Origin of the sequence: Pseudobacter sp. (genome assembly GCF_051955275.1) — a bacterium.
Taxonomy (GTDB): Bacteria; Bacteroidota; Bacteroidia; order Chitinophagales; family Chitinophagaceae; genus Pseudobacter.
On record NZ_JBQCGW010000003.1, the window covers coordinates 20,171 to 37,902 of the forward strand.

Genomic DNA, 17,732 nt, shown 5'->3' on the forward strand with positions numbered 1-17,732 from the left:
GGCAAACAGCGTATCGCCGGAGGCAAGGGAATAAAAGTCATTCGCGGGGACGCGAGCGACTGGGCACACCAAAAGTAAAAGCTGTGCTCCTAAGATGCGTTTGCGGCTGCTTCCAGGTCAGCCAGTACGATCTTTTTCATCTTCATCATCGCCTGCATTACGCGGCCAGCCTTAGCTGCATCCTTATCGGTCATCAGTTCAATGAGGCGGGGAGGCGTTACCTGCCAGCTCAGACCAAACTTATCTTTACACCATCCGCACATGCTTTCTTCTCCACCATTGGTAGTGAGCGCATTCCAGTACCTGTCTATGTCTTCCTGCGTTTCAGCATCTATCACAAAAGAAATGCTGTCGTTGAATTTACCCTGTGGGCCAAAGTTCAGCGCCACAAATTCCTGCCCGAAAATATTGATGGTGGCAGTGAGCAGTGTTCCTTTAGGAAAAGGAGCGTTATCACCTACGCGCATTTCCTTTCCGATGGTGGCGCCTGGAAAAATTTCCTTGTAAAAATTCACCGCTTCTTCGGCTCTGCCATTGAAACATAACATGGTTGTTAACTTAGACATATCCATTGTGTTTTAAGATTTCCAATTGTTGACATCACAAACTTATGCAGCTATTCTTAGATGCAGGAGGGGCAACTGCGGCCAATAAGGGGTATATTGCGCCCATGAACTTAAATACTGCAGCCATAGAGATCCTGCAGGAATTCCTGCAAAAACTGACAGGGCTTAACGCCGAAGAGACCACCCCGCTCTTCAGCACCGCCCGGACCGTAAGCCTGACCAATAACCAGGTGTACATCCCCATTGGCGACAAAAGCCGTAAGCTGGCATTCATTGAAAAGGGTGTAATGCGTGCCTATGCCGTAAAAGACAATGGAGATGAGGCAACCCTGTATATCAGGTGGGAAGGGCAGTTCATCGCTTCTCATGATACCATCATCAACTACAGACCTTCGAGGTTCATATACCGTGCCCTGGAAGACTGCACCCTGCTGGAAGTGGATTATGATACACTCGACAAGATCATGCGGGAGCAACCCAAATTTGAACCTCTCCGCAATTTTTTTCTGCTGCGTATGCTTTCAGAGACCCTCGATATGATCGAATCTTTCGTATTCCTTTCACCCGAAGAACGCTATCAGAAGCTGATCTCCGACCGGTTCAATATTGTGAACCGTGTGCCCGACAAACACCTGGCATCCATGCTGGGCGTCACTCCTGTGAGCCTGAGCCGCATCCGCAAAAGGATCCAGCAACAGAAAAAGCTTAATTAACTTTTGTTAACCGTTCCTGAGGCTAGCTCCCGATAAATTTGTTTTATCAAAATATTCGGTATAGCCATGGAACAATTCATCAAAATAGTCCTCGAAATCTTCGGCATCTCCGCCGTTCGTTATTTCATACTGGCAGGCATTCCTTTCCTGCTCTTCTACCTGCTCTTCAACAACAGGGTGAAGCATTTAAAGATCCAGCAGCGCCAGGCGGCAAAGAAGGATTTCTGGAGAGAGATCTGGCACTCGATGCAATCCACTTTCGTTTTCACTCTCATCATTGTGGCACTGGTAGCTACTCCTATCCGCCAGTACACACAGGTGTATGATAACGTATCGGACTTCCCCGTTTGGTGGATCCCCGTCAGTGTAGCCCTGGCCCTCATCATCCACGACACTTATTTCTACTGGTTCCACCGCCTGATGCATCATCCGAAAATATTCAAGCATACACACCTGGTTCACCACAAATCCACCAATCCAAGCCCCTGGACCTCCTACTCTTTCCACGTGATCGAGGCAGTGGCTGAAGGCGGTGTACTGGCAGTTCTGGTATTTGTATTGCCTATGCATGCCATCAGTATCCTCTGGTTCACCATCGTGGCATTCCTTATCAATGTGTATGGTCATCTGGGTTACGAGATCATGCCCAAAGGACTGAGAAAATCCTTCCTCTTTGAGATCATCAATACATCCGTGCATCACAACCTGCACCATAGCAAGTTCAAAGGAAATTACGGATTGTACTTCCGCTGGTGGGATCGTATGTGCGGTACAGAGAATCCGGACTATGTGAAGGAGTATGATAAGATCCAGGAGCAACGATTCGGTGCAGCATCCGTTCCCGTTAAAGTTGTAGCGGAGCCCGTTGCCAAGAGAGCCTGATCAACGCAATACCTGGTAATGCAGCAGTACCACACCTGAAGGGAATGTAGTGGTGGAAAGTAACTGAAGGTCCTGCTGGTCAAAATATTTTCCAAAGAAAGGCTTTCCTTTTCCGATGAGTACCGGATGTACATACAACTGGTACTCATCTATCATTTCCAGCTTTATCAAAGCAGTGACCAGCCGTCCGCTTCCATACACAATGATATTCTTGTAGTGGTCATCCGATGGTTCACGCAGCTTCTTCATGCCTTCCTCTATATCATCTTTCAGAATTACAGTATTGCTCCATCCAACTTCTTTCAGTCTTCTGCTGAATACTGCTTTCTGGTGATGGTTCATCATCACGGCATATGCATATTCTTCACGGCCGCAAAGAGGGTTGCAGGTCTTCTGCGGCCAGAAATCAGACATGGCCAGGTAAGTGACCCTGCCCAGCAGGATGGTATCAGCCCGGCTAAGTTCATCGGAAAGCCTGCGCCCCATCTGCGCATCCCAGCATTCGAAGTGCCAGTCGAGCTCCCCGTTAGGACCAGCCATATAGCCATCCAGGGTAATATTCATTGAAACGATCACTTTGCGCATGCCGGATAATTTTCAGTACGGGGATCAGAAACAGTTCTTTCCACGATACAAAAATACCGGGCTCATCCCGTCAAAAGCGGGTGTGAAACAGACAAATGAGGGGCATTTTGCGGCAGTTCTATTCTACCGGCAGCAGGTCATATCAGGAGATGGGATTATTATTGTTTTCGATCATCATTTCCGCAACGGCTCTTACATTCAGTTCCACCGGTTCCACAACGGGTACTTCCTTGCTGCTGAAAGTGCCACTGAGGGCCTGCAGTTTCCTCGCCTGTGGAATGAAGCGGCTTTCCAGTGAGCTCACGGCATTGTTATAGTGCTTCACGGCGGAGTTGAGACTGTTGCCGATATTACTGAAATGCCCCAGCAGGGTGGCAGTTCTGTTATACAGCTCAACTCCTGCGCCACGCATCTCTTCAATATTCTCTGTGATGCGCACCTGCTGCCATACAAAGCCAACCGTTTTCAGCAGGGTGATCAATGTTGTAGGTGTGGCAAAGATCACTTTATTGCGGATGGCATCTTCAATCAGTGTGGGGTCCGCAGCCAGTGCTGCACCGAAAGAAGATTCGATCTGCATGTACAGCACCACATAATCGGGAGAATCGCTGAACTGGCTCCAGTATGCTTTTGCACTAAGGTTCTTCAGGTGATCACGAACGGCCTGCGCATGCTGGGTCATGAACAGTTTCCTTTCTTCTTCATGCTCGGTTTCAAAAGCCCGCATATAGGAAGTGAGCGGTACTTTTGAATCCACCACAATCAGTTTATTGTCCGGAAGCCTGATGATCATATCAGGACGAAGGGTCCCTTCTGCACTGGTAACGGACACCTGTTCTTCAAAATCGCAATGCTCGGTCATGCCGGCAAATTCCACAACACGCCTCAATGCTATTTCTCCATAACGTCCACGTGTATGCGATGTTTTCAAAGCAGTTACCAGGTTATGTGTTTCTTTCTGCAATGCTTCGGTCATCAGCTGAACGCCCTGTATGTACTGGTTGATCTGGCCATGTTGCTCCATGCGCACTTTTTCCAGTTCATTGATCTTGGTATCGAACTTGCCAAGACTTTCCGTTAATGGTTTCACCAGTGCATCGATGGCCTGTTGTTTTTTATCCAGGTCACCTTTGGCTTCTGTGACCTGCGTTTCCAGGGTAGACTTTGCCAGTGACACAAAACTCTCATTGTTATGTTTGAGCGCTTCGGCCGAAAGCTGATGGAAGGTAGCCTTCATGCTTTCATTGGCGCGGTCCATGAATTCCTTTTGCTCCTGCAATCGTTGTTGTAACTCTTTATACTGCGTGCTCAGCCTTATGCTGTCCTCCCTTCCCTGGCTGAGTTTCTGATTCAGGTCACTGATAGTTATAGCTGTTTGCTGAAGTTGTTGATTTGCAGTAGCAAGCTGTTGTTGCTCTGACCCTAAGCGGGTATTCAATACCGCAATTTGCGAAGCGGCTTTGCTTTTTGAAAGCAGGTATGTAAGGATGCAACCGAATGCAAAAGCCAAAATACCCACCAGGATTAGTAAGTTCATAGTAGATTCTTTGGTATAGAATAAACCAAATGTCACCTTTTTTTTTTAGAAATAATACAGACCATGTATATTGCCCGGTAATAACCCTCAAAACAGAGATTTCTTCACATAAATATGGCAACCAAGTTAACGGGCGGAAGCCAGCAATTGATCGACTTTATACAGTCGTTGCATCCCATCAAAGATGAGATTGCTGAGTATATTAAAAAAAACTGTTCAGAAAAAAAGATAGCAAGAGGTAAGATACTTCTTGAAGCAGGTGAAGTATGCGAGCACTATTATTTCATTAAGAGAGGAATGGTGCGCGGCTTCATTATAGAAGATGGAAAAGAGATCACCACCTGGATCTGCCGTGAAGGTGAAGTGGTTACTTCCATTCAGAACCTGCTGGATATTGAAGCGGTTGGAGAGAACATGAAAACACTGGAGCACTGTGAGCTCATCATTATGCCAACTTCGGGTATACAATACCTTTATGATACTTACCCTGAATTCAACACGGTAGGCAGGAAGCTGCTGGAAAGATATTATTACGATGCCCAGCAACGCGCCATCATCTGCCGCATCCCCAATGCCGCCAAGCGTTACGAACATTTCCTCAACACAAGGCCCGAACTGGTGAACCGTGTTCCGGGAAAATATATCGCCTCCTTCCTCAACATGACGGAAGAAACACTCAGCCGCGTCCGCAGTGCCCGTACAAAGAACAAGCCCAGGCCGGTTAGCAGAAATCAGGAGAACGACTGACCTGCGTCAACTTTCAGCAGATCTGACTTTACCATATTTGTAGCAGCAGATGGGGATTATCCTCATTTGAATCACCTTTCAATCGCTCTATATGAAAATTGAACAGATCTATACTGGTTGCCTGGCACATGGCGCTTATTATATCGAAAGCAATGGCGAAGCCGTAGTGATCGATCCACTGAGAGAAGTAGCTCCCTATCTTCAGAAAGCCGAAGCTGACGGGGCCGTGATCAAATATGTGTTTGAAACCCATTTCCATGCAGACTTCGTTTCCGGTCATCTTGATCTAGCGAAAAAAACGGGTGCAAAGATCGTTTATGGGCCCGGCGCAGAGCCCGGGTTCGAAGCCATCACAGGGGAGGATGGACAGGTTTTCAAAGTGGGTAATGTAAGTTTTGAACTACTCCATACACCCGGTCATACCATGGAAAGCTGTTGCTTCCTGCTGAAAGATGAAACAGGAAATCCTGTTGCCCTTTTTTCCGGCGACACACTCTTTATTGGTGATGTTGGCCGCCCGGACCTGGCACAGAAAGCAGCCAACAAAACAAAAGAAGAACTGGCTGCCATTCTCTATCATTCACTGCGCAATAAGATCGTACCGTTGCCCGATCACCTGGTTGTATATCCCGCTCATGGCGCCGGCAGCGCCTGTGGCAAGAATATGGCCCGCGAAACCACCGATACCCTCGGCCATCAGAAGCTGACCAACTATGCCTTACGTACAAGTATGACCGAAAACGAGTTCGTTCACGAAGTTACCGATGGGCTCACCACACCTCCCGGTTATTTTCCGCACAATGTAAAGATGAACAAGGAAGGGTACGACAGCCTGGACCTGGTGATGCAACGCGGCAAAGTGGCCTTCACACCAGATGCATTTGAAGCAGCGGCCAATGAAACCGGCGCTCTCCTGCTCGACACCAGGGATCCGCAGGTATTCGCAAAAGGGTTTGTTCCCAACTCCATCAATATCGGTATCGATGGCAATTTCGCTCCCTGGGTGGGCGCGCTGGTGCCAGATATCCAGCAACCCATTCTGCTGATCACCGATGAAGGCCGTGAAGAAGAAGTGATCACACGCCTTGCGCGGGTGGGTTATGATAATACCATCGGATTTCTCAAGGGTGGTTTCGCCAGCTGGCATGATGCCGGTAAAGAAACCGATCATATTCTCAGTGTGGCCCCGTCCACTGTTGCCGGACTGCTTCATCATGCTGATGTGGAAGTGCTGGATGTGCGCCGCCCGGGCGAATACCGGTTGATGCATGTGGAGAATGCCACCAATATTCCGCTGGATGAGATCAATAAAGAAATCGCTTCCCTGGACCGCGATAAAAGATATATCGTGCATTGCGCCGGAGGTTACAGATCCATGATCTTCCTGTCTGTTCTCCGCGCCCGTGGTTTTGAGCACCTTACCGATGTGCGTGGAGGATTCAGTGCTATCAAAGAAGATGGCCGCTTCCCCCTCACTGCGGGCCAACCTACGCTCTGAAAATAGTTGCATAGCCCTAAACACAACCGGTTATGGATGAGATACTCCGTACCGGTTTCTTTTTTGATTATCTTCATTGCATCTTTTATCAGTAAGTATGCAGCCCACGCCACCTGTACGTTTCCATTCTTCGCTCCCACCTCCTCACCTGCAACAATATGTGCAGGCATTCTGGTCGGCAGAAGGTGCCGGTGCGCTGACATTGGGAGCCATTGCAGACGGATGCCCCGGCCTGGTGTTTCACCAGACTGACCGCGGGTTGTTCTGGAATGATGGCGCCAAAAAGCTGTCGTCTTTCTTTTTATACGGACAAACAACCCACCTCAACAAAATGCAGACAGGTGGCGATTTCCGCATGGCTGGCGTTATTTTTTATCCGCATGTGATGAAGATCCTTTTCGGTTTCAACGCCAGTGAGATCACGGATGACTGCGTTGACCTGCTCCTGCTGTCCGGCCCCGAAGGAAAAGAACTGGTGCAGAAAATGGAAGACATATTGGACCCTGGCGGTATGTATGCGCAAATCGATAAATACCTCAGCGATATTATCTATAATAAGAAGATCACACACGACACTATTGTTCAGAATGCCGTGATCCAGCTGATGCAATCAAATGGCGATGTGAACCTGAAACAATTGCAGCAATCCCTCTTCATTACGGAAAGGACCTTTGAAAGAAGGTTTGAACAATATGTTGGCATCTCTGCCAAACTCTTCTCCCGTGTATGCCGCTTCCAGGCCAGCTTACAGCAGTTGCGCGCCGGGAATTACGAGAAGATGTCCGATATCGCCTTTAACAATGGATATGCGGACCAGTCGCATTTTATCAGGGCCTTCAAACAATTTACGGGATTTTCTCCCGCAGAGTTCAACTCCAAAGAGAATGCGGAGCAGGTTTCACTGATGCTGATCCGGTAATCGGAGAGCACCTGCTCGCCTCTGGCGAGTGAGGAATATTTGTTCGCCTCCGGCGAACGCTGAACCCGCCAGAGGCGAGCAAATAGAAGTTACTCGCGGGGACGCGAGCGACTGGGCTCACCCCGTTATTGTGGGCACACCTTGCTTCCTTCACTAATGTCGGATTTGTTCAATGTGGCCGGACTTCCCCTTTCTAGCTTTGCCCTGTAAACAAACCGATATGGACATGCTCACTTTCACCAACCTTATTTCTGCCGCAGGCACTTTACTGACCGGCCTCATCGCCGGCCTGATGTTCAGCTTTTCCGTAGCCATCATTCCCGGTCTCACCAGGCTGCCCGATGCCGGCTACCTCCAATCTTTTCAGCATATCAATGTCAGTATCCTCAATCCTGTTTTCCTGTTCACATTTGTAGTTCCGGTCTTTCTGCTGCCGCTCGCTACTGTGCTTTTATTCAAACAGGGTAGTAATGCATGGATCTGGATGCTGGTTGCTGCTATCGTTTATATCATTGCTGTATTTGGAGTTACCATCGGCGGCAATGTTCCCCTGAATGAAGCACTTGCAAAAGCAGATCTCAACGGTGCTTCTGCAGATTCCCTGGCCGCTATCCGCGCAGCCTTTGAGCCAGGCTGGAACAAGCTGCACACCATCCGCACTGTTGCCAATGTGATTGCAGCCGCGCTCAGCATCTATGCCTGTATCCATACCTTCAAAAAATAACCATGCTCAGAATCATCATTCTTACTATTATCCTACTCGCAGGTATTTCCGCTTCCAGGCCTCAACATAAACCTGTTTCAAAAACCATCACCATGAAAGGAATGAAGTTCGTTCCTTCCAAAATTGAAGTCAGTATAGGTGATACCGTTATATGGATGAATGAAAGTGGTGGCGGGCACAATGTAGTAGCCAATGACGGCAGCTTCAAAAGCAATATGCTGGAAAAAGGCCAGTACTATGCCCTGGTGTTCACGAAGACGGGGGCTTACAAATACTACTGCCAGCCTCACCGGATCATGGGCATGAAAGGACTCGTGGAGGTAAAGGAATGAGTGATCAGGTCCATTGGTCACAAAGGGAAAAGACAAAATAATTTGTTACGATCATTATAGAACTCAACATTTAACCTGTAATTTTGTGCATCACCGGCAAAGGTCATGCTCAAAAAGTTCGCCGCCATATTGCTTCTCTTCGCCATTTCGGTTCAAACCTTTCACAAGGTGATGATTGTGATTGACTTCTACCGCAACCAGGATTATATTGCAAAGAATCTTTGCGAAAATCGCTACCAGCCTCAGCTTCATTGCGATGGCCACTGTTTGCTGGCAAAAAAACTGAAGGCAGCGGAAAAGAAAGAACAAAGAAATCCAGAGTCAAAAGGCGAGAATAAACAGGAAGTGGTTTCTTCGCGTTCTTTCTACCCGGTATTCATTTCAAAGACCATTGAACCTGTTACTCCTCACATCCACACCAACAACGGCAAACCCGTTGATTTTGCAGAAGACTTCTTCCATCCTCCCGGCGCTTAAGCTTTCATACTTCAGTTCCATTACAACAATTTCCAGTTTCAACCTGTGCAGTACTGCTATGTCCTGCATACATGCAGGAACTGTGCTACTGCGCACAATTCTCTGAACAATGCACAAATTGTTTTGCCTGTTGCTGACAACTCTGTTGACAGCAGCAACAGCCCCCTTATGCGCACAGGAGACCATTACCATCAGGATTGCAGATAAAACAACCCGTGAAGTTATTCCCGGAGCTACCATCACCACTGCAGATGGAAAAATATTCGTGGCCAATGACAAAGGTGAGATCACTATCAGCAATATCGCCAGCTCCTGCAAGGTGACCGGCATCGGTTATGCAGAAAGAACCATCGATCTCAACAAGACATTACAGATCATTCTGCTTGAACCACAGGCAACCGGTATGCAGCAGGTGATCGTTACCGCCAACAGGCAGGTACAGCAGCGCAATGCAGCCCCCGTTGCCATCAGCAGCATCAGCGCTCTCACCATTCACGACACTAAGGCCACCACCATCGATCAGCTCATCAACAAAACACCAGGTGTATTCATGGTGAACCTCGGCAACGAACAACATATGATGAGCATCCGTCAACCCATGAGCACCAAAGGCCTCTACCTTTACCTGGAAGACGGCATTCCCATCCGCACCACCGGCGTGTTCAATCACAATGCATTACTGGAAGTGAATATGACCGCCGTTAAGAATATCGAGATCATCCGGGGTCCCAGCTCCAGCATGTATGGCGCAGAAGCCATCGGAGGCGCTATCAATTTCATCACCAAGGCCGCTCCCGTAGAGCCGATGGCAAGGGTCAGCCTCCAGGGAAACAACACCGGATACAGTCGTGCAGACATCAGCACGGGCGCCAGTTTCGGCAAACTGGGGATCTCATTCAACGGATACTTTGCACAGAACAACAATGGAGTGCTGGAAAGGAGCGATTTCAAAAAATATACCGGCACACTCCGAGCCGACTACCTCGTTTCTGAAAAAACCAGACTCATCGTTTCACTCACTGCCCTGGATTATTACAGTGATATGCGCGGCAGCCTCGACAGCGCCGCATTCCGCAACAAGGACTACAGCACGCCACAAACATTTACCTGGAGAAAGGTAAATGCTCTCCGCCTCAAAGCGCAGCTTGATCATAAGTGGAATAATGGAAGTAATTCCAGCATCGCCCTGATCTACCGTGATAATTCCGTAGCACAGAATCCATCTTACCGTATAAAGGATGATTACAGGCGTGCAGGAGCTGGCTTTACAGGGAACAAGTCACTCGCTCACGGAGAGCTTAACGACAACTCTTTCAATAGCTATGCAGTGGTGGCTACCCACCAGCAACAATGGCTGGCAAACAAACTCAACACTGTAAGCGGCCTCAGTGTAGACCTAAGTCCATCTACCTATAACGCCAATTACATACGCATACAGCAGGACCCTGACACACGCAGGTACCTCAGCTACACAGAGAGAAAAGACAGCCTCTTAAGTAATTATTACACCAATATCCGCAATGCTGCAGCATTCACACAGCTTGAGTACAGGCTCACGGAGAACCTTCGCCTCACAGGCGGACTGCGCTTTGACCTGTTCAGACTGGCATTCCGGAATTACCTGCCCCCTTCTGCATTCAGTGGATCACCCAATACAACAGAAACCTACAAACGCTTTACACCAAAGGCTGGTCTCACCTGGCAGCCACTCAAAGCAATCGGACTCTACGCCAACTACAGCGAAGGTTTTGTGGCGCCACAGGTTACTGAGCTCTTCAACGGTGTAAAAGTACCCGACCTCAAGCCGCAGACCTTTTACAATTATGAAGCGGGTGGCTGGCTCAGCCTGTTGCAGGGAAAGATATATGCAGACTGGAGTATTTATTATCTGCAGGGCACCAATGAGATCATCAGTATCCGTTTTGATGATGGCAGCTCAGGTAATGCCAACGCAGGTAAAACAAAACACCAGGGTGTGGAATACGGGCTCACACTCCGCCCCACCAAAGAATGGATGATGCGTTTCAGTGGTGCCAGTTCCACCCATCGTTTTGTGAATTATGCCGAAAAGGATATTTCCTACAATGGCAAGACCATGAATGGCGCTCCTGCCTTCACCGGTAATGCAGAGCTCATGTACAAGCCCAAATGGTGCCCCGGTCTTCGTACCGGAATTGAATGGCAGCACAACGGCGCATACTGGATGGATCCCCAGAACACAGTCCGCGATCCGGGGTTCAACCTGCTCAATCTCCGCGCAGGATATGAATGGAAGGCGCTGGAACTGTGGTGCAATGTGATCAACCTCACAGACAGCTATTATAGTATCAATACCACTAAGAGCGCATTTGGTTATGCATATACCGTAGGCAATCCACAGGCTTTCAATATCGGCATCGCTTATACGTTTACTGCGAAAAAGAAATAGCATGATCAGAAAGAATATCTATAAATGGCACCGCATCAGTAGTCTGATCATCGCCATTCCCGTGTTACTATGGGCTGTCAGTGGCCTCATGCATCCGATGATGACCACTATCAAACCACAGGTAGCAACACAGTCACTGCAAACAGAAAGCATCGACAGTACAGCACTGGAAATACCCTTACAGGAAGCGCTCCGGCTGAACAACATCGAAGAATTCCATAATGTACGGCTCATCCATATCGATACCAACTGGTTCTACCAGCTTCAGTTGAAGAATGCCAAACCGCCCATCTACATCAGTGCGAAGAACGGAAAGGAACTACGCAACGGCGATAAACTTTACGCGCAATACATCGCCAAGCTCTTTCTGCAGGGGCAACCGGAAAGTGTACGAAGTGCCCAGTCGCTCGCATCCCCGCGAGTGACTTCTATTGGTTCGCCTCAGGCGAACACCGTGTCGCCGGAGGCAACGGAATATTCGTCACTCGCGGGGACGCGAGCGACTGCTCCCCTGGCTTCAGAAACAGCTTCCCACGATTGCTGTGACGAAGCCACCAGTTGCGTACTCGCAGACACCAGCGGCAGTCTGGTGCAGAGCGTAGAGATCGTCAATAACTTTGATGGAGAATACAAATACGTGAACCGGCTCCTGCCCGTTTACAAAGTTCAGTTCGACAGAGCTGACGGCATCAGGGTATACGTGGAAACCACCCAGGACCGCTTTGCATTTGTAATGGATAACCGGCGCGCAACATTCGATACTTTTTTTGCCTGGTGCCATACCTGGGAATGGCTCAGCTTCTCCGGCAAGTTCAAATACCTGCTGATGGGACTGATCACTTCCCTTGCCTTTCTTTCCACCTGCATGGGATTGTATATTTTCTTCATTACCAAAACAAAGAAGGGAACACAACCTATGGCCAAAGCAAGAAGGAGACATAGGATCGTTTCACTGGTTGCCTGTGTTTTCACACTGATGTTCACTTTCAGTGGTGGTCTGCACGCACTGGAGAAACTAAATACACCAGACCCCATTGCGGACAATACCAGTAATGAGATCCGGGCATCTTCTGTAAGCCTTGACTACAGCAGGCTTCAAGCCGCCATCCCTTCAGAAGCCATCAATGATATTTCGATAGCAAAGGTCCATGCTGCACTCTACTGGAGAGTGAGCAGTAAAAGCAAAAAGCTATTTTATATCAATGCTACTGATTACACAATATTACCAAACGGAGATGAGCAACATGCAGTTTCTCTCGTCAGTAATTTCAGCGGACATGCAGCAGGAGATATCACCCAAAAAGAACGTATCACCAAATTTGCCGGTGAATATGGCTTCATCAACAAAAGATTACCGGTATGGAAGATAAGTTATGCCAGCAAAAGCAATGAACGGTATTATGTTGAAACCAGTACCGGAAAATGTGCTGCCTATATAACGGACAAAGACCTGTTTGAAGGCTACAGTTTTGCATTGCTGCACAAGCACCATTTCATGGACTGGGCCGGTAAATCTGCCAGAGACATCAGTACCATGATCGCTGCGGGTTTGCAGGTGATCATGGTACTGGTAGGATTGTTTTTGTTTTACAGATGGATCAGGCGTTAACCTGGTTACAGTTTCAATTTCACACCCAGCCTGCCAAGAAGTCCGCCGATGGAAACGATCAGCAATGCAAAGGCAAGCGACTTCAGCAGTCCTACAGCACCGGTAAGTAATACATCCGGCAGGGACCATCCCGTAGCTACCGCTATCGCATATACGAAATAAGGTATGAGATAACACAGCAAGGTATTGGTCCCTGCCGGCTTGATAAAATCGAACCATCCTGCTTTTCCTTTCTGATCGGCAATCCAGTTCACCACTACGAATGTTACGATAGTGATGCCGCTGCAGATCAGTACCCAGCTGGGTGTAACCCTGATCTTGGAAATCCCCCAGTAAGGACGTAAGGCAAAACCCAGCGCCAGCATCGCAGCAGCAATTGCCAACAGGAAGCTCATCATTTTTGCATGCTGATTCAACTGGTAATAATGAAAGAAGATGGTAGTGGTGATAGCACCCCCAACCACCAGCGCAACGTGACCGCCGGAGCCCAATGGGCCGATGAGTGTTTGTATGATCTCATTCTCCAGCAATCCTGCATGAGACGCAATACAGATACCGGTGAATATTGCCCAGAAGATCCAGAGCACCACAATCTTTTTCTCTGCCAGCATTACCAGGATGGCGCCTGCCATATAGGCCCATCCGATCAATCCAAGTATACCCCACCAATGTGTGGCGAATCTTTGCATATGATCTCCTGATCCGCTCCGGCAGATAAATGCCAGCACCAGCAGTACACCAATGCCTGCAGTTTTCAGTATTCTTTTCACCCAGGGATTGGTATCTTTCGGCCAGGCATTCCAGAGTGCGATAAAAGAAAGACAGCTCAGCACATTCCATATTCCCCTGTTGATGCCTGTAGCTTCCGCATTCAGCGATTCGCCATTTACCAGGAACAGTCCCATTACCAGCAATGCTGCACCACGCTCCAGGATATGTAAAAAGATCTGCTGATTGTTATCTCCCTTCTTTCTTCTGGCCGCAATAGCCAGGGGGGCAGACATGCCTACAATAAAAAGGAAGGCAGGGAATACGATATCAGCCAGCCCCATGCCGTCTTCCGCAGCAGCGGTATGTTCCAGCCAGCCTGGAATATCTTTCAATGACCAGAGATCGTTCACGAAGATCATGAGCACCATGGTAAGTGCGCGCAGGATATCGATACTGGATATCCGCAAAGGAGTAGCAGGAGCGGTGGACATGTTTATGGGTTTGTAGTGGTTATTTCACCTCCTTGATGGCATCGAATAATGCACGGAAACAGGCAGCCTGTGTATTCGTACCAGCTGTTTCATTTTTCTTCCTGCCATAGAATTCATCCAGGAAAGACTGGGCCGGCGACCATACCGTCTGGATCATACCCTGGAAGTTTGCTTTCATTTCAGGGGTGGACTGTTTCCTGTAACTCACCATATCATTCAGCTGCACCAGTGCATGCGATGGTGTTCTCCAGGGACAGGTAGCTACACGCAATCCTTTCCCGGCAAAGATCACAGGCGTTTTATCGGGGCGCTCATAATGCCAGTCGCAGATAAAAACATCCTTTGGTATCAGGTCGATAGCGCGGTGCGTATTGTTGAAACTTCCCTCCCACATGCCGATGCCGGTAGTTTTGCCATCGATGAGGCGATCGCCCCAGATCCAAAGCTCTCTCTTTTTAGCTGCAAGATGATCACGGATCTTTCTTACTTCATTAGCGAAGAGCTCGGCTTTATCACGTCCGCTGCAGCGGGGACATTTATCATCGCCGATATAGAACACTTCATCCATTCCGGCATGATAAGCATCAGATTCAAATACATCGCAGATCTCATCTACCAGATCAAATACGATCTTATGCACTTCAGGATGCAGGGGACAATAACTTTTGCAATAGAGTCCATCAGGGTTAGGCCATACATATTTCTCCGGCATTTTCACATGCGGCGTTTCATCAAACTGGGGATACACACGCAGCAGGCTTTCCAGCGTAGTAGCCCAGGACTGATGCCCAAGCAGGTTCACCTGCGGAATAAGCCGGATCTTGGACGCACGGCATGCAGCTACCAGTTTCTTGATGTCGGCCTTGCTCAGCGCAACGCTGTTTCTCAATTCCGGGTGCGACTCATATTCATAATTATAATCAACGCGGAGGATCAGCGTATTTACCTGGCGGGGAGCCAGTTCCTTTGTAATGAAAGTAGTGAATTCTTCCAGACCGGATTTCTGTGGAGCTGCTATACAAAGCCCGCGAACGGGCAATAGCGTATCAATTCCGGATTGGGCCATCGATGAAAGGCTGCAAACGATCGTTAGCAAAAGCAAAGCAGGCGTCAGGGTGATTTTTCTCATAACAGTCATAAAGGTTGAATTTAATAAAAAATTGCCAGACAACATATATCTATACATGTATCTCAACTGGCAATTCTGTAATTAAAATCAGCAGTATGTAATGAAAAAAATCAGGGAGTTTTTTTAAGAAAGAGATAAGGCAATGTTTTTCCATTACCCGAAACCGAGGCCTGTAGCTGGTTTCCTTTGCGATGATACTCGATCCGTTTTGGAAAATCATGATCGGGGTTTTCGCACACGAAATGATCTTCGTCAAGTGAAACGAACTGAAAATACACCACATCCTTATTTCCTTTCACATCAGCCACGTAGAAGATATAGTTGTCTTTTGCTACAATGCGCAGCTTCTCTACAAAAGCAGTATCACTGCCTTTCATGGAAACGCCCCAGCCCTGCCATTCAATAGGAGAAACTTTGATCCATCTTTCGGTGCCGGACCTGTTGGGCTTCATATCCTGTCTTACCCAGGTGCCTTCCAGCCAATCGAGCTTTTTAAGATTTTCAGGACTGGCAGTAACATTCTGTGCATAGCCGGCAATTGTTACCACAATGAGCGTGATAAATGGGAGCAGCTGCTTCATGTAAGGATGTTTGATGTATCCTGAAGTTACAAATTGTTTTGCAGCTGGCAGTCATTCGCGCGGTGAGCGAGTGACTGGGCACTGCATATATATAGGGAGCACCCTGATCATTAGTCAATGGCCGGAAAATCAAAGCCAAAACGGCTTCCCTCTCCTATCCGGCTTTCCACCCAGATAGTTCCGCCCTGCGCTTCTATGAACTCACGTGAAATAGCGAGCCCAAGGCCGGTTCCGCTCTTCTCGTAGTTGCCCGGTACTTTATAATACCGTTCGAAGATCCTCGGCAGGTATTTTTCGTCGATGCCAATGCCATGATCTTTCACAGCAAACGAAACTTTTCCCGCCTTCAAAATTGTTGACACTTCAATCACGGATCCTTCCGGTGCGTACCGGATGGCGTTCGTCAGGAAATTGATCATCACCCAACTGGTCTTTTCCGTATCGGCCAGCACAGCAGGTAATGCCGGACCGTTCTGTGTTCTGATGCTCACCTGTTTCTGCTGCGCCTGGAACTGCACGGCCTGCACCGCCTGCTGCACAATGCTTTCAGGGCTGGCGGCATGCAGCTTCAGCTGAATATTACCTGTTTCCACCTGGCTCATATTGAGCAGTTCACTGGTGATCTTCAGTAACCTGTCAGCATCATCCCGGATGCCGGATAAAAGTTCCTGCTGCTCCTTATTCATTTCCCCTATACGCGGATCATCCATCAGGCTTGCACTCATCTTGATACTCGATATCGGCGTTTTGAGCTCATGCGAAACAGTGGCAATGAAATTTGTTTTCGCTTCGTCCAGTTCATGAAAGGGAGTGATGTTCCGCAGCACTATCACATCACCGATCCGCTCTTCTTCATTCCTCACTTCAATTCTTTCATTCACGAAATAACTTTTCTTGCCGTCGGCAAATATCTCCAGTTCAGACCGCTGTGCATCCTGCAACAGCGTGCGCATGAGATCATTTCGCAAAGCCAGGTCCGGTGCGTATTTTCCTGCTACTTCCTTTTCACGCAGGCCGGTCAGCGATTCTGCTACAGAGTTCATGAAGAGTATATTCTTGTTCTCATCAAATCCGATAATGGCATCGCGCATATTATTGATCACTGCTTCAATACGGCTCTTTTCAAATTTGATGCGGGCCAGATTGCTGTGTTCATACTCATCCAGCTTTCCCGCCATCACATTGAAGGCGTTGGCCAGATCGCCGAACTCGTCTTTCTGACTCAGATGTATTCTTCTCGAATAATTCTTATCGGCAATGGCGCTGATACCGGAAGCCAACTGGCGGATAGGATTGCTGATCACACCGGGAAAATTCACTACCAGGGTGAAAGCTATCAATGCAAGCACTGTGAAAATGATGGTCATCCAGGTGGCGGCACTGCCGGCACTTTCGCGGGCAGCTTCATTCTTGCGCAGAATGGCTTCCTGGTTCAGGTCATTCACCAGCTGGATACTTTGACGAATGCCAGCCATCGCTACTGAATCATTGCGATTGATCCGCAATTGTTCAAAGTACTGACGTACCTGCAGCGTACCATCTTTTTCACCGGGCTCCGTGATATTCTTTTCCTGCAATACCAGGTTGCTCTCAAAAAGGCGGAAGGCCAGCGAGTCTGCCCGCAGGTGCTCCAGTGCTTTGAGCATATTGTTATTGTACACCAGGGTTTCGTAATTGTTCTTCAGTACTTTGTCGGCATCACTTTTGAGTCTGAAAATGGAGATGATACCAAAGACACCGAACACAATAATCACCAGGAAGAGAAATCCTATGCCCAGCGTTAATTTTGTTTTTAGTCGCATC

General features: G+C 48.3%; 17 protein-coding genes. 10 read left to right on the forward strand and 7 right to left on the reverse strand.

What is annotated here, in order from left to right; translation table 11 throughout:
* Positions 1–89 precede the first annotated feature (89 nt).
* Positions 90–566: a VOC family protein gene (locus ACTHMC_RS00185; RefSeq protein ID WP_440409787.1), complete on the reverse strand. Its 477-nt coding sequence runs from the start codon at positions 564–566 to the stop codon at positions 90–92.
* A 44-nt stretch (positions 567–610) separates the two neighbouring features.
* Here ACTHMC_RS00185 and ACTHMC_RS00190 point away from each other — a divergent pair, with 44 nt between their 5' ends.
* Together ACTHMC_RS00190 and ACTHMC_RS00195 are read left to right on the forward strand one after the other, a co-directional pair.
* Complete coding sequence (locus ACTHMC_RS00190; protein WP_440409789.1) at positions 611–1,279, forward strand: Crp/Fnr family transcriptional regulator; 669 nt, start codon at positions 611–613, stop codon at positions 1,277–1,279.
* A 66-nt stretch (positions 1,280–1,345) separates the two neighbouring features.
* Complete coding sequence (locus ACTHMC_RS00195) at positions 1,346–2,161, forward strand: sterol desaturase family protein (protein WP_440409791.1); 816 nt, start codon at positions 1,346–1,348, stop codon at positions 2,159–2,161.
* Here ACTHMC_RS00195 and ACTHMC_RS00200 read toward each other — a convergent pair whose 3' ends face one another.
* Positions 2,162–2,746, reverse strand: coding sequence for a dihydrofolate reductase family protein (locus tag ACTHMC_RS00200; protein ID WP_440409793.1), 585 nt, complete (start codon positions 2,744–2,746; stop codon positions 2,162–2,164).
* A gap of 142 nt (positions 2,747–2,888) precedes the next feature.
* On the reverse strand, positions 2,889–4,283 hold the full coding sequence (rmuC, locus tag ACTHMC_RS00205; protein ID WP_440409795.1) for a DNA recombination protein RmuC: 1,395 nt from the start codon (positions 4,281–4,283) through the stop codon (positions 2,889–2,891).
* A gap of 114 nt (positions 4,284–4,397) precedes the next feature.
* Between rmuC and ACTHMC_RS00210 the strand changes: the two genes are divergently transcribed.
* The 8 genes from ACTHMC_RS00210 to ACTHMC_RS00245 all read left to right on the forward strand — a co-directional run bounded on the left by ACTHMC_RS00210 (position 4,398) and on the right by ACTHMC_RS00245 (position 13,017).
* Positions 4,398–5,030, forward strand: coding sequence for a Crp/Fnr family transcriptional regulator (locus ACTHMC_RS00210; RefSeq protein WP_440409797.1), 633 nt, complete (start codon positions 4,398–4,400; stop codon positions 5,028–5,030).
* 91 nt (positions 5,031–5,121) lie between these two features.
* Complete coding sequence (locus tag ACTHMC_RS00215) at positions 5,122–6,528, forward strand: MBL fold metallo-hydrolase (protein ID WP_440409799.1); 1,407 nt, start codon at positions 5,122–5,124, stop codon at positions 6,526–6,528.
* 97 nt (positions 6,529–6,625) lie between these two features.
* Positions 6,626–7,447, forward strand: a complete 822-nt coding sequence (locus ACTHMC_RS00220) for a DUF6597 domain-containing transcriptional factor (RefSeq protein ID WP_440409801.1) — start codon at positions 6,626–6,628, stop codon at positions 7,445–7,447.
* 220 nt (positions 7,448–7,667) lie between these two features.
* Positions 7,668–8,171 (forward strand): anthrone oxygenase family protein, encoded by a 504-nt coding sequence (locus ACTHMC_RS00225; RefSeq protein ID WP_440409803.1) that lies wholly within the window; start codon positions 7,668–7,670, stop codon positions 8,169–8,171.
* Between the two features lie 2 nt (positions 8,172–8,173).
* Complete coding sequence (locus ACTHMC_RS00230; RefSeq protein ID WP_440409805.1) at positions 8,174–8,503, forward strand: cupredoxin domain-containing protein; 330 nt, start codon at positions 8,174–8,176, stop codon at positions 8,501–8,503.
* 105 nt (positions 8,504–8,608) lie between these two features.
* Complete coding sequence (locus ACTHMC_RS00235; RefSeq protein WP_440409807.1) at positions 8,609–8,980, forward strand: hypothetical protein; 372 nt, start codon at positions 8,609–8,611, stop codon at positions 8,978–8,980.
* A gap of 109 nt (positions 8,981–9,089) precedes the next feature.
* Positions 9,090–11,408, forward strand: coding sequence for a TonB-dependent receptor (locus ACTHMC_RS00240; protein ID WP_440409809.1), 2,319 nt, complete (start codon positions 9,090–9,092; stop codon positions 11,406–11,408).
* A 1-nt stretch (position 11,409) separates the two neighbouring features.
* A complete protein-coding gene (locus ACTHMC_RS00245) occupies positions 11,410–13,017 on the forward strand; it encodes a PepSY domain-containing protein (RefSeq protein ID WP_440409810.1) in 1,608 nt (535 codons plus the stop codon).
* Between the two features lie 5 nt (positions 13,018–13,022).
* On the opposite strand, the gene ACTHMC_RS00250 is transcribed toward ACTHMC_RS00245, so the two are convergent.
* The 4 genes from ACTHMC_RS00250 to ACTHMC_RS00265 all read right to left on the reverse strand — a co-directional run bounded on the left by ACTHMC_RS00250 (position 13,023) and on the right by ACTHMC_RS00265 (position 17,731).
* Complete coding sequence (locus tag ACTHMC_RS00250; RefSeq protein WP_440409811.1) at positions 13,023–14,219, reverse strand: DUF5009 domain-containing protein; 1,197 nt, start codon at positions 14,217–14,219, stop codon at positions 13,023–13,025.
* 19 nt (positions 14,220–14,238) lie between these two features.
* The gene (locus ACTHMC_RS00255) at positions 14,239–15,348 is read right to left on the reverse strand and encodes a family 20 glycosylhydrolase (RefSeq protein WP_440409813.1); all 1,110 of its coding nucleotides are present in this window, start codon (positions 15,346–15,348) and stop codon (positions 14,239–14,241) included.
* Between the two features lie 110 nt (positions 15,349–15,458).
* Positions 15,459–15,929: a DUF6265 family protein gene (locus ACTHMC_RS00260; protein ID WP_440409815.1), complete on the reverse strand. Its 471-nt coding sequence runs from the start codon at positions 15,927–15,929 to the stop codon at positions 15,459–15,461.
* A 110-nt stretch (positions 15,930–16,039) separates the two neighbouring features.
* Entirely contained in the window at positions 16,040–17,731 is a 1,692-nt protein-coding gene (locus ACTHMC_RS00265) for an ATP-binding protein (protein WP_440409817.1), read from the reverse strand.
* Position 17,732 lies beyond the last annotated feature (1 nt).

Bases quoted from the DNA above. Each gene is read 5' to 3' on its own strand.
- ACTHMC_RS00230 (WP_440409805.1), top strand. From the start codon at position 8,174: ATGCTCAGAATCATCATTCTTACTATTATCCTACTCGCAGGTATTTCC.
- ACTHMC_RS00195 (WP_440409791.1), top strand. From the start codon at position 1,346: ATGGAACAATTCATCAAAATAGTCCTCGAAATCTTCGGCATCTCCGCC.
- rmuC (WP_440409795.1), bottom strand. From the start codon at position 4,283: ATGAACTTACTAATCCTGGTGGGTATTTTGGCTTTTGCATTCGGTTGC.
- ACTHMC_RS00225 (WP_440409803.1), top strand. From the start codon at position 7,668: ATGGACATGCTCACTTTCACCAACCTTATTTCTGCCGCAGGCACTTTA.
- ACTHMC_RS00240 (WP_440409809.1), top strand. From the start codon at position 9,090: ATGCACAAATTGTTTTGCCTGTTGCTGACAACTCTGTTGACAGCAGCA.
- ACTHMC_RS00245 (WP_440409810.1), top strand. From the start codon at position 11,410: ATGATCAGAAAGAATATCTATAAATGGCACCGCATCAGTAGTCTGATC.
- ACTHMC_RS00210 (WP_440409797.1), top strand. From the start codon at position 4,398: ATGGCAACCAAGTTAACGGGCGGAAGCCAGCAATTGATCGACTTTATA.
- ACTHMC_RS00185 (WP_440409787.1), bottom strand. From the start codon at position 566: ATGTCTAAGTTAACAACCATGTTATGTTTCAATGGCAGAGCCGAAGAA.
- ACTHMC_RS00200 (WP_440409793.1), bottom strand. From the start codon at position 2,746: ATGCGCAAAGTGATCGTTTCAATGAATATTACCCTGGATGGCTATATG.
- ACTHMC_RS00260 (WP_440409815.1), bottom strand. From the start codon at position 15,929: ATGAAGCAGCTGCTCCCATTTATCACGCTCATTGTGGTAACAATTGCC.
- ACTHMC_RS00235 (WP_440409807.1), top strand. From the start codon at position 8,609: ATGCTCAAAAAGTTCGCCGCCATATTGCTTCTCTTCGCCATTTCGGTT.
- ACTHMC_RS00190 (WP_440409789.1), top strand. From the start codon at position 611: ATGCAGCTATTCTTAGATGCAGGAGGGGCAACTGCGGCCAATAAGGGG.
- ACTHMC_RS00220 (WP_440409801.1), top strand. From the start codon at position 6,626: ATGCAGCCCACGCCACCTGTACGTTTCCATTCTTCGCTCCCACCTCCT.
- ACTHMC_RS00255 (WP_440409813.1), bottom strand. From the start codon at position 15,348: ATGAGAAAAATCACCCTGACGCCTGCTTTGCTTTTGCTAACGATCGTT.
- ACTHMC_RS00215 (WP_440409799.1), top strand. From the start codon at position 5,122: ATGAAAATTGAACAGATCTATACTGGTTGCCTGGCACATGGCGCTTAT.
- ACTHMC_RS00250 (WP_440409811.1), bottom strand. From the start codon at position 14,219: ATGTCCACCGCTCCTGCTACTCCTTTGCGGATATCCAGTATCGATATC.
- ACTHMC_RS00265 (WP_440409817.1), bottom strand. From the start codon at position 17,731: ATGCGACTAAAAACAAAATTAACGCTGGGCATAGGATTTCTCTTCCTG.